This window comes from Erythrobacter sp. YT30, from assembly GCF_001542875.1.
Classification (GTDB): domain Bacteria; phylum Pseudomonadota; class Alphaproteobacteria; order Sphingomonadales; family Sphingomonadaceae; genus Erythrobacter.
This window is the reverse complement of the sequence record NZ_LMAF01000002.1, coordinates 1683068-1695576: the sequence shown is the minus strand read 5'-3', so window position 1 is coordinate 1695576 and position 12509 is coordinate 1683068. Positions and strand designations below refer to the sequence as shown.

Genomic DNA, 12509 nt, shown 5'->3' with positions numbered 1-12509 from the left:
GGTCGAGAAACCGCCACTTGCATTCGAGCGCTTGCGGACGGCTTTTCTCGGGTATTGGTTAGCTCAGCAAATGAGCCGTCAGAAGACAGTCCACATTTTGCCTCGGTTGGCCAGGACCTGACTTTCCGCAATCGACCCAATTGCGGACACCACTTCAATTGGCTGAATGAAGTCCAGAATACTCTTGGCCGATAATGACTGTGACATTCCAAAATTTTTGACGAGCTTCCAAAGTGTAGATTGGCTGGCATACTCACTTCACAAGCGCGCCTCCAAATTGCCAAGAGAGACTTAATCAGTTCAAAGTACGCAGCAGTCATGCGGCATTTCGATCAGCCGCGACGAACGCAGAATTCGCACCTCTCCCAGATCGCCCCCCAGGGGATCCGTGAAAGAGCCGTTCGGTTCGGGAAGAAGCTCGATGCCCAGAGTGCTAAGCGGCGTCTGAGAGCTTAGGCCCAGCGCCCGCAACGCGCTTCGCACTTCGTCTACCTTCCAGGTCACGCCGCCTTTCATTGGCCTTATCCCCGGGTTTTCGTCTGTACGACGAATGCTGGCTCTCTTGGTCAGCAATTGGACATTCCGCATGGTCTTCCCATCCGCTTGCATCAATCGCGCATAGAGAACAAACCAGATTTCGGTGTTGGGCCGGGTCAAGGGAATGCGCAGGCCATTGCGCACTGGCTGGGCGTAATGTGCGATGACTTGATAGGTATTTTTGATCAGCCGCGCAGCCACTTCCATCTGCGGCGCCGGGAACTGAATTCCCTCGATGACCATCGGTGGTCCGAACCGGCCTTGAGCGGTCGACCAGAAGGGATTGGTGTCGGTGCTCTTCGGATGCCCCACTCGAAATTCCATGGTGAAGAACCCAAACAATTCAGGATCACCGGAATCGATGCTGGGCGGCAACGGCACTGCGAAGTGCAAAGGGCTGTCCACCGACGGAATAAGCGGCTGCATCGCTGAAAGCCCCGCAAAGTCCTCTGCCTGACCAGGTCTGATCAAACGGATCAGCTCGGGATCAAGATCGATTTCAGCGAGGGATGGTGCGTCGGGATCGGGCTCATATTGCGGCAGCAACATGGGATCGGGAGCAAGCGCCAGCACTCGGCCGAATATCTTATCGTCAGGGTCCTTGCGCGGATCGTCGGCAAATTCGAGCCACAGGCGGCGTTCTCGATTTCCCGTTTCGGCATAATCGGGGTCGCGTGTGAACGGAGACAGCGCGTGTCCGGCTGACACAATCTGCGGGGCCACGCGCGGCGGAGTGACGATTGGTAGCCGCGTGTCGATTGACACAGTAGGATCGCTTCCGCCCGCTTCGCGATGCGCCGTGACAGAGTAGCTCACCAACACTTCACGCGGGAACCCGCTATTGTTCATGGGTGGCTGGAATGCATCGAACAGAATGATCTCAAACCGCTCTCGGTCCGGTTCCCCGCTTGACGCCTGCAGGTTGACCGAGTGCGGGACCGGCACCGATGCGACCTTCGTATCGATCGACGTTCCGCTGTTCCTCACCGATAACGTGCGTGTGATCTCCAGACCCTGCGGCGACAGCCCGATCCACGACCAGTCGCGGTCAATCGGTATTCGCAGAGCGTTGATCCAGGTTGTCGTTAGCTCTGCCGCACTTGTGAACGTGATGCTGGACTGATCCGGCGCCGTGCTATGCGTCAGTCCGTTGCAAGCAAAGACAACCCTTCGCCCTGGCGGCGCGTATATGGCACCGGAGTCGTTCAAAAGCTCAAGCGACGTCGCCAATCGCGTTGCTGCAAGTGGCGAAGAACGCGCTTGTGTCGGCGCTGACAGCGTGCGCGCATTGGGAATAATCTCCGGCTGTAGATAGGCCGATGTCAGCGCCGCCGCCGGATCGATTGCATCGATTATGGTGTGATTCTCAGGCGCCGCGACTCTGATGGTCGATTCCCACAAGGGTGCGGCATTTCCGATCAGCGCCTCTTCGGTCGACCAATAGGTCAGGTCGCTGTTGCCAATCGCGCGGACTTCGATCCGGACGTTGCGGGCGGTGGGCAATTCTATCGGTCCAGTCTCTGCAACCGCGAGGGCTGCATCCGGCCAGACTCGGTCGCTCAGTCGCGGGGTCGTAACCCAGATGAAATCCAGCGACAGCGGCGTCTCTGCGGTGAGATCGGTCAGATCGGGAAAGGCCCGATAGGTGCGGGACAAGCGGGTGAAGCCTTCCCTGTCGCCGCTTCTGTCGAAAGCCGGAAGCTCCACGAAGACATCGATCTGCAACAACGGAGTGTCCGGATCGGGGATCGTGAGCGGTTGCACATTGGCGGGTGCAGCCGTCGAATTGGCAGTCAATATCGCATCAAGCGCGGACAAGGCCTGCGGATGCCCCGTGAACAGAGCAGCGGGAAAGCCCAGCCGGGGTCGCGAAATCTGGATGCTGGCCGGCACGATGGTGTTTGGTTGGAGCTGTCCAAGCTCCGGCGGGCGCGGGCGCACCTTGCGCCGCATGTCGAGCGATGCAATCGGACGGTCACCCGGATTTTCGGGCTCCGCTGTCCAATCCGGACCGCCCCCGGCCATGTCGGCCATGCGCACTCTGAATTCATAGCTCGAACCATAGCGCAGCGGCACATCATCGGCAGCGACCCCAGAATAAGGATCCGGATCGGGAAATAGCTCCTCTCCGGACATTTTCTGCGTTTGCTCGCTGGGGGCGACCAGCGAGCCGCCAATCCACCGCGTATAATAGGTCGGTATCCAGAATTGCGTTTCTACCTGCGCGGGATGCACTTCGACGTTCAGCTCGCCATCCAGCGCCCCAAGCGTCACTCCCGAGAAAACCGTGCCTGCAGCGCCTTCTATCCGGCACAAAGACGTCCACGCACTACCACCTTCCTCGCGCACATCGACGCGATAGCCCAGCACACCAGAGGGTGCCTCGGGAGCTGGAGAACCATCGGGGTTGTCGCTTATCCCGCGATTCATTCCGATCAGGATGTCCTCATCGTCCCAACCGAGCTGAATGCCCGGATCCGTCACCAATTGCTGGCCTCCGCCGTCATCAGCCGCCAGGTCGGTGGTGTCGGGTTGGCGAGCATGGACCAGCTTGGCGAAGCCGTCATCGAAGCTGATCGCTTCATCGAACACTTCGTCGAATGGACCCAGCGCCGCCTGCGCTGCAGCATCGGCAGCAATCGGGAACGAGACCGGCGTGAAAACTGCGCGTTTCTTGTCGGTCGCCAGCTCCGGCACGCGGGTTCCGAAAATCTTGAGATATTCCGGATCAGCCGCAGCCTGCGCTGCAAACGGGCTCCCACTGGCGAGGTTGAAGAATATCCAGCCGCCAGGAAATGCGCCGCCGAGATCGATAGTGACCGTGTGCAAAAGGCCAGCAGCACGCGCCATTTCCGGATGGCGCATCATCATCGCATAGACCTCTCCCCAGCTGATCTCGGGATCGTTGGGAACTTCGGTTATCGGCGTTTTCTTGCGGCAACGCAGCGCGCAGAAATAGCTGTCGTCGATTACCGCAAGGTCGGTCTTGGGTGCTGTAAACCCGAAGCTGCTGCGGTAAGTGTGCGGCAGATATTTGGCGAGCCGAAATTCGCTCTTTCTTTCAAAAGCAGACTGCGGCTTGGTGATCTGGAACTGAGCCGCCATATCATCATAGATTTGCGTCTGACCGGCAGGGGCGGTCAGCGTCAATGTTTGCCCTGTCGCCAGATCAGGGTCAGCAATGGGAACTGTGGTCAGTGTGGTCGAGATATGAGGCGCAAGTTCGATATTTGCCCCGTCAAATTTTGGGGCGGCCGGCACTGACGCAACTGACGAGTTGAGCGGTTGCCGGGGATCGCCGATCGGGATTGTCATGACATTGAGTGTCAGCCGGGTCAGATCGGGATCCCAACTATCGAGGAATGGCAGAAGTGTGAGTCTTGGAGCTTCCATCTCAATTCCTCTTCAGCCTACTTCTTTTTTGATCGCGGCAGTGAATGAGTATTTGATTGATATAAATGCAGCTACCTTTACATTAATTCCAATTTCTGCTTGGCCAACGATGAACTTCTTTGGCGGTTCAAGAAGATAAATTCCCAAGATTTCGATATATATCTTCACTTTTACTAAGCGTAAATCGGCTTTGAACTCCCCTCTTAGCCCCACACCATAACTGATCGCCTCTCCTTCTTCCGCAAAAAGGAATATTCCGATCAAGTAACCCTTGGCTTCAAACGGACCTAACTTCTTGCCAACACCCGCACCTACTTCCACGCGGACAACTGCTGTGGCCTTCGTCTTGGCAGGTAGAGTCGACGAGGTACCTGGTATCGCTACCCGCGAGGCTCGCGAGTAGCCAAGATCCAGCGCCAGGGCGATGACCAACAAGCCCCAACTAAAAGGGACCTCGCCTCTTGCTTCGAATCCGACGCCGGCACCCAGAAAATCACGCGTAACGCTGAGCTCTTCGCCCATGGCTAGAATTTCTGGAGGCGTCTTGTCGTCCGGAACAGAAACCTTTTCGACCCCAAATTCGCCCCAGATCTTTGCGTACAATGCAATGGTGGATCCAGGCCCTACTTTTGCTAACTTCCCGCCAAAAATCTGACTGTATTTGAATTTGACTTTGTACTTGGCATTGGTAGCTCTCAAGTCTTGAGAAGGCACGTCGCGCTCAGAACCAAACCCTGGGATGACATCGAAGATATCAGCGAAGAAACCGCCCAGGACAGAGACTACGTTTTCCAGTCGGTTTGGCCGACCGCTCCCTCCCATAATGTCGAGACGAAGTGCACTCACATTCTCGATACCAAGAATGGTGTTTTGTATTTCGACATGCGGAATCTTTACGCACCAATCTGTCGCTCCTATTTCAAGCCAAAGGCTCGCTCCGCGATACTCCAGCTTGCCCCCACCAATGTCCGAATCCGACAAAGTAACGGGCCCGCGCGTAATCGACATACTGATCGGATTGCCGAGCCGTGGGACACCGGTATCGGTCACCAGCTCGGTGCTTGCTGGCAGCGTGATCGCAATGTCTTCGGGCGGGAATATCGAGCCACCTGTGGTCCGAACCATCACATCTGCGAACAGCGGCGGCAGACCGGCATCGATATGTTGCGCTCCAATTTCAATCGACGGCCGACGATAAGCGAAGGTGTGAGTCGGACAGGTCTGCAGAAACGCGTAATCGCGCTCCGGCGATGTCGCGAACAGATCCGCCGCATCGGCAAAGCGAATGTGCGGATCAGGGGTTGGGACGTGAATTCGCCCATTCCTTGGTGGTCCACTCATTCCGCGACGCACCAGGGACACTCCCTCGTCCACAGTGCGGGCTTCTTGAGGCTCGCCTGCCGCCCCGGGCCCGGCAAAGGCCGCCACTGACCAGCTTCCGGCATTGCTGAATTCCGGCAGGCCGGTGATAGCTCCAGCCAGAACCGGCCCGCTGGTTGATTGCGACGCTGCAATTTCGGCACGCACTATCCGGCAGGTCATCCTGGAATTGTCGATTTCGAGATCCACATTCAAAGGCCCGCCCACCGGGCCCATAGTCTCAATCAGATCGTCCAGATCCTGGCTCGATATCGGCTCACCCACCGGCTCGAGGTGGAGGAAACCAAGCACACCTTTCGAAGGTGCGCGCACGAACTTGCTATCGGTGCCGATCTCGAAATCGGCATCAAACATCATTGGCAGAACCGCACCGCCAGAGGGTAGATCGATGCGTCCACGGTCAGCCGGACGGATGCGTTCGACATCGAAAACGCCGCGCAGCAGGCCGGGATGCATGACATAGGGAGACTCGACCGGTTCGGCCTCTCCTTCAGGCACATATCGGAAATCGAGCAGGCCCGGCGATGTCGCTTGCCAGCCCGTGTCTCTGCGTACCACACCCGCACCCGAACCGCGCTCGATCGTGACCGAGCGGGTTACGCGAATTCCCCATGGATAAAGCACGCTGACAAACTTGACGATTTCGAGAACGGTTCGGCCGACCGTTACCTGAAATTCGACTTTGGCGGCTTCGGCAAAGGCGGCAAACGGATTGCGCCAGTCGCTGAACATTGACGCGCCATATCCGCTGATATCGAGCCGGTTTACCGGCACCCGCGGACGAGACAGTAGGAATTCCTGATTGAACAGTGCTTCTACCGATCCATCAGGATCAGCCACGGAACCGAGAACGGAAATGTTGCGACGAGCGCCCGTTTCCAGATCGACCCCATTCGCCCATTGATAGCTGTAGCCCCGGAACCCGGGATCCATATAGGGCGGCTCAGCCTGACTTTCGCCCGCCTCAAAAGCAAGCTGAAGCCCGCCGGTCATATCGTAGGCTTCGAATGTTGGCTCGACCCGGCGGACCTGATCGGCATGCTGCTCGGAATCGCCGGTCGGTCTGAGTTTCAGAAGAGCGCTTATCCCGAAGGGCAGGGTCGTGACCATCTGCATCGGCTCGCCATCATCGAAGGCGTCGACCATCGACTGAACCGTCAGATCGGGAATGACCGGCGCGAGCCGAGGGGCTTCGGAGGTGATCTGGGTGGCCCCGCCATCATCGGCTGAAGCCAGCGGGGTGGGGAAATATCCCAGAGTTATCAGGTCTTGGTCGACGTCCAGAGTGCGGACAGGCTCCCACTGGATCTGCGGCAGCGCGAACACCCGGACATCGGACATCAAGGTCACCATGGACATGCCCGAAACACGGAAGTTGCGACTGCGTTCGGTAGCGCCAAATGCGCCTGCAAATCCTCCCGCATGAGTGGCAATTGGCGGGCTGCTTGCCTCCGAACTGCCGATTTTGAGCGCCACGCCAATCTGATCGCGATTGGTCGATACATCGAGCATACGCAGGCCCACTTGGCGGAATCGCTCCGATTCCTTGATCCAGGAGCGCCTGCCTGTCTGAGTTGCCTTGCTGCCCTTGAACGCGCCGGCCAGCCTCCGCTGGCGCTCAAACTGGCCGAGCTGTTCTTCCGATCGCAGCGCGCGCCCGCTGTGAGTCAGCCCGCCCTTGCGCAAGTTGTCGGGATTGATGTCCGTGCCAACAATTTGCGGATCGGACGGTCTCAATTGCGTGGCGTCGAGCAAATGGAAACCACCGGTAAAGGAGACGTCAATTTTCTCCTTGTTCCACCTCACATCGGTGACGATCGTGGTCGGGCGTTGCGCAATCGGGCCAGCTCCGAAATTCGCAACATAGGGATCGGGCAGGATCGGATACCAGCCAAGCGCCCGCATCCTCAGACGCACCCGCCCCAAATCCATCGTAACCGGCGTATCAAGAGTGCCTTCGATGCCAGCAAGTTCGCTCGCATCGACTTGAAACACCGCGTTCTCGATCACAAACTGCTTGAATTCGCTCTTGGGCGAGGAAACCGCCTTGATGCCAATTCGGCGAGGTTTCCCATCACCTTGACTGATCAGAGCGGTCACGCGCGTCCTGCCCAATCGCGCGGGTTTGCCTTCAGCATCAATCGGATGGGAGAACACTTCCTCGAGATCGGCGATGAAAGTTGCGAAATGCCCATTGGCCGGATCGCTTCCAATCGCCGCCCTGCCTTTGGTCGGCAGATCGAGGTCCAATCTCTGCCGCCCGCCTTCAACCAGCCAGCCTTCAAGCGGGAAGCGCGTTTCATCGTCTTTCCAGAATCCATCAAGGATCCAGTTGTCGATGGCGCATTCAAACCAGGGGTCTTGGAGCGAAACCGGATCCTCCAAACCCTCCCAGGACACGTCTGCTGCGCCCTTCAGCTGAAACACCCAACCTCCTGTCGGTGCCATTTGAGCAAGCGCTGCAGGGTCAGCTATCAATTGTGTGGGCAGGGCCCAACCCGTTTGCGCGAAGCTAAGCCCTCCTTCTCCTTTGGCAAAGACATGCGACAGGTTCGACAGATCGACTCCATTGGGATCGGGCTTGGCCAGAAAGATCAAACGGGTGTGTTGGGGGTCGAAGGCGATACTATCGATTGGCTTGAGCTCAATTGTCTCGTCGCCGAACTTGACCGAGCCTTGCGACATCGTGAACGTCGTCTTACCCGATCCATCAAAGGCAATTTCCAGCTCCTTGGGCGGATGGAGCGCAATGTCGCCATAGACCTCGATAGGGCCAGCGGGATATCTGAGCTTGATCGCAAGCTTCCCACTCATCGGATCAGTCGCAGCCATGCCTCGCTGTGACTTGAGCGACCCTTCTAGAGCCGCGACCGGAATGCTGACATAGGTCTTCTCGTCGAGCTCTTCAAAAGGCTCGGAAACAAGCAGGTCAGTACGCACCCAAAGTGTGCCGTCCTCGAACTTTAACTTGATCCTGGTTCGCGATGCCTTTGCGCCGCCCTTGGGCACAAAGATGCCAGGCGCGTCAGATCCGTCGATGCCGATCGCGTCCCACTGGGCTGGAAGCAATCGACCCAAGTCGATCACATCGCCAAGTGGGGAACGAAACGGCCCAAGCCTGTCGGGAAGGTCAACAGCGATCTTGGGCGTCCCCAAACCAGGGAAAGGAACCGCGATTGCGCCGCCTCGACTCCGATCAATTAACCGACCCAGCGATTCTTCTTCCAAATCACCAACGGTGGCAGAAATCTCTTCGTCAAGCCGCTTCAGATCTTCTTGTTCAATACCACCTTCAATCGCCTCGCGACGTATATCTTGCGCGATCAAACGCCGCGCCAAATGAAGGTCGGAAGAGCGCGTGTGGTCTGTTGGGACGAGGTCTTCCAGACGCTCAATAAGTGGCGAGATAGGATCAAACGGCACAGCATTCTCCAGGTAGTCTGGAAACAAAGTGCGGACCCGATGTTAACTAAATGAGTTCTAACCACTCAATATCTATCACCACAGTACTCTATAATACCGTCAAAGTATATAAACGTTTTTCATGTTTTTTTAACTCTATCAGTTCCAACGGGATTTTGGACAGAGTTTATAAGTGCGAATTCTCTTACCAGATCGCTTATGATTGAATTTTGGGCTTCCGCTTCCACCTGCAGAAACGGACGTTGTTTCCTTTCAGACCCTTCACTGCAAGAAGCCGCTTGAGAACTCACCTTGCCCAGTAATTATCGTTTCAAGGCACTTTCCACTCGACTTAGCCTGAACTCAGAGCATTGGTCTCACCACTGACCTCGGCCCTCGCAGTCAGGTCATCCGATCGCCTACCACACAACTCCGCTTTGTCGGACCTTTCGGCAATGGAAGCATACACCGTGCCTCTGCCTTGAAAGGAAAGCCCATGAGCAAAAGTAAACCCACAACCAAAACCGCCACCTTCGTGCCACTTCTGGAATGTGCGAAAGGAGCAACTCTTGACGAGCTTGAGAAGGAACAGGCTGGCAAAAGCATTCGATCCGCGCCGCTCTGACTAGCCTCCGCAAAAAGGGGCATACCATCGAGCGCACGAAACGCGGCGAGGCCACATGCTACCGTATCGTTGAGACAAGCTCATGAGTGACAAGGTCGTAGGGGATAACCTCGCCTCGCTCGAGACTATGTCGTTGCATGACCTTCGCAAACGATGGGCTACAATCACTTCCAGTCCAGTCCCGCGCCTTAGCGCAGCAATGCTTCGACTGGCATTGGCGTGGGAACTGCAGGCTCAAGCATTCGGTGGGCTTTCCCGTCGGACACAGCAGCAGCTCGAGCAAGCCGCGAAAGGAAAGACCAAGACGGATCGCATTACTTCAGGCATGCGTTTGGTTCGCGAATGGAATGGGACCGTGCATGTCGTCACTATTGATGATGAAGGCGCTATTTGTTGGAGTGACCAGAGCTGGAATTCACTTAGCCAAGTGGCCAAAGCGATCACCGGCACACATTGGTCTGGCCCTGCATTCTTCGGCCTTAAAACTAGGGCCGCAGCATGACGAGTGTCCGCTGCGCAATCTACACTCGTAAGTCGAGTGAAGATGGTCTGGAGCAAGACTTCAACTCACTCGACGCGCAATACGAGGCTTGCGCCGCCTATATCGCGAGCCAGGCGAGCGAAGGATGGAGCTTAAGCAAGGAACGCTACGATGACGGCGGCCTGTCTGGGGGCACGCTAGAGCGCCCTGCCCTGCAACGCCTCCTTTCTGATGTGTGTTCAGGCCGGATCGACATCATCGTCGTCTACAAGGTCGATCGGCTCACCCGGTCTTTACTCGACTTTGCCAAGCTTGTTGAGACCTTCGATGAGGCAGAGACAAGCTTTGTCTCGGTGACCCAGTCATTCAACACCACAACGAGTATGGGGCGGCTCACACTTAATATGCTGCTTTCGTTTGCTCAATTTGAGCGAGAGGTCACCGCTGAACGGATCCGCGACAAGATTGCAGCTTCTAAATCAAAGGGTATGTGGATGGGAGGGATCTCGCCTCTGGGCTACGAGCCGGATGGTCGGAGCTTGAAGGTCGTCCCCGAGCATAAACAGATCGTGCAGCTAGTGTTTGATCGCTACGAGCAACTGGGCAATGTCAGGCTGGTACAAGAAGCACTCCTCCAAGAGGATGTGCGCTCGCCAGTAAGAACCACGCAGAAGGGCAAGGCCTATGGAGGGGGTCATCTCGGACGTGGGCAAATCTATACAATGCTCAAAAACCCGATCTACATTGGGCGCATCGCTCACAAGGGTGCGACCTTTGAAGGTCAACACACGGCCATCATTGATCTTGAGCAGTGGAAGCGTGTCCAAGGGAGGCTGACGAGCAATTCTCCTGGAAAGCGCCTTGCAACGCGGCGCAACACCAGCCCGCTCGCAGGATTGCTGTTCGATAGGCACGACAAGCCGCTCGTTCCGGTGCACACAACGAAGGGCAAGAAACGATACCGCTATTACGTCAGTCGATCGCATCAGAAGGCTCACGGCTCAGGACAGAAAGCAATCAGGGTCCCTGCCTCGAAGCTTGAGCGCCTTGTGCGCGGTAAGATCGAAGCAGCTTTAACCACGCCGACGCAACTGCTTGAGAAACTTAGTCCCGCGGCTTTTGCGCAGTGGGCTAGGCATATGTCTAGCGACAATGGCGCGAGGAAGGTCAGGGCCGCAGACATCCCCGTCCTCATCGAGCAAGTCCGCGTTCATCCCGATCACCTCGCGATACGTCTCAGTAGGGCCGGTTTGTGCACCTGGTTTGGGGTTACTATCGATGACACCAACAACGATCCTATCGATATTCTCGTCAAATGTTCGCTCGCAAGGTCTGGCTATACGCTGCGCTTCGTCGACAGCTCCGAGGTGACGCACACACAACAAAACGCATCGCCTCAGATGATTGCGACACTGGCTCGAGCTCATGCGTGGTGGAAAGAACTCGCCAAGGGCAAGCTCGACATCGCCGGTCTTGCGCGGAGAGAAAAGGTCACAGCCTCTTACGTGACCCGCATTGTACGACTGGCTTTTTTATCCCCGAAGCTAACCGACGCCTTCCTGGATGGCCGCGCCCGCGGCGACCTCACAACAAGCGGCCTGTTCGCACCGGAAGCAGTACCTGGCTCTTGGCAGACGCAAGCAGAAAGATACCTGGCCCAGTAATGCCGACTTGCGCCCCAACCGGTAGCTCCATGCAGCTTGACTTTCAAAAAGCTAGTTATGGACTTCTGCGCACAATGGCGGCTGTTTGCCCCCATGGATGAAAAGCGGAAAGACACAGCAATGGAGTTGTCGGCGTAGGTTGGAATGATTCTTGAGGATACTAGCGCCGAGCTCATACTCCTACCAAGCAAGCAGCCTAATCAGGTCCAATCCACCATTGAAAGCGCTCTATGCGAACTGAACCGGGCAATCGAGCTGCTCGAGTTGGCTCGATCTCACTCCGAATGACCGCAATGCGCCCCAATCCCAGACATAACCATCCGGGATCTTAGCTCTCAGAAGCGGACATTCTCCGAGGCCATTCCGGCCATGGAGAATGAACATGACTTACTCACACTTTGACCCTGCTGCTCAAAACCGCGTGCCCTGGAACTTTGGCGCTAAGATCGGCCCCAAGCGTCCGTTCAATCAGAAACAAATCTGGGCGATCCGCTTTTTCCTTGATCGTGAGGAACGCATCAGAGACCGAGCGCTGTTTGATCTGGCGATCGACAGCAAGTTACGCGGTTGCGACCTCGTAGAGCTCAAGATTGGTGACTTGGTGAGCGGTCCAGAAATTAGAATGCGGGCTACGATCACTCAGCGCAAGACGGGACGCCCCGTTCAGTTCGAGATAGCGGCAGACGCGCGGGCAAGCCTGTTTGCCTGGCTGGAGCTGAGAGGAGGTAACGTCGAGAACTTCGTCTTTCCGAGCCGGGTGGATCACACCCGTCATTTGAGCACGCGGCAATACGCTCGGCTTGTCGATGAGTGGGTTGAAGCGATTGGCCTGCGTCCAGAGCAATATGGCACACATTCGCTTCGTCGAACGAAGGACTCGATCATCTACAAGGCCACAGGTAACATCCGAGCAATCCAAATTTTGCTTGGTCATTCCAAGATTGAAAACACTGTCCGATACCTTGGCGTCGATATAGAAGACGCTCTTACACTTGCCGAGAAAACCGAGATCTGACCGGAGTTGGGC

7 protein-coding genes are annotated in these 12509 nt (G+C 56.6%); 5 read left to right on the top strand and 2 right to left on the bottom strand.

Annotated elements, in window-relative coordinates; translation table 11 throughout:
- Positions 1-300: 300 nt before the first annotated feature.
- Complete coding sequence (locus AUC45_RS12845) at positions 301-3930, bottom strand: hypothetical protein (RefSeq protein WP_067603228.1); 3630 nt, start codon at positions 3928-3930, stop codon at positions 301-303.
- Between the two features lie 12 nt (positions 3931-3942).
- Positions 3943-8733: a hypothetical protein gene (locus tag AUC45_RS12840; protein ID WP_156423850.1), complete on the bottom strand. Its 4791-nt coding sequence runs from the start codon at positions 8731-8733 to the stop codon at positions 3943-3945.
- Positions 8734-9208: 475 nt separating this feature from the next.
- Between AUC45_RS12840 and AUC45_RS16125 the strand changes: the two genes are divergently transcribed.
- From AUC45_RS16125 to AUC45_RS12825, 5 genes are all read left to right on the top strand, one after another.
- Positions 9209-9337: a hypothetical protein gene (locus AUC45_RS16125; protein WP_255356314.1), complete on the top strand. Its 129-nt coding sequence runs from the start codon at positions 9209-9211 to the stop codon at positions 9335-9337.
- Complete coding sequence (locus AUC45_RS16045) at positions 9322-9423, top strand: hypothetical protein (RefSeq protein WP_082701181.1); 102 nt, start codon at positions 9322-9324, stop codon at positions 9421-9423. The genes AUC45_RS16125 and AUC45_RS16045 overlap by 16 nt, the downstream gene beginning before the upstream one ends.
- A complete protein-coding gene (locus tag AUC45_RS12835) occupies positions 9420-9839 on the top strand; it encodes a DUF2924 domain-containing protein (RefSeq protein ID WP_067603224.1) in 420 nt (139 codons plus the stop codon). The genes AUC45_RS16045 and AUC45_RS12835 overlap by 4 nt, the downstream gene beginning before the upstream one ends.
- A complete protein-coding gene (locus tag AUC45_RS12830) occupies positions 9836-11482 on the top strand; it encodes a recombinase family protein (protein ID WP_067603223.1) in 1647 nt (548 codons plus the stop codon). The genes AUC45_RS12835 and AUC45_RS12830 overlap by 4 nt, the downstream gene beginning before the upstream one ends.
- A gap of 382 nt (positions 11483-11864) precedes the next feature.
- A complete protein-coding gene (locus AUC45_RS12825) occupies positions 11865-12497 on the top strand; it encodes a tyrosine-type recombinase/integrase (protein WP_067603922.1) in 633 nt (210 codons plus the stop codon).
- The last annotated feature ends 12 nt before the right edge of the window (positions 12498-12509 follow it).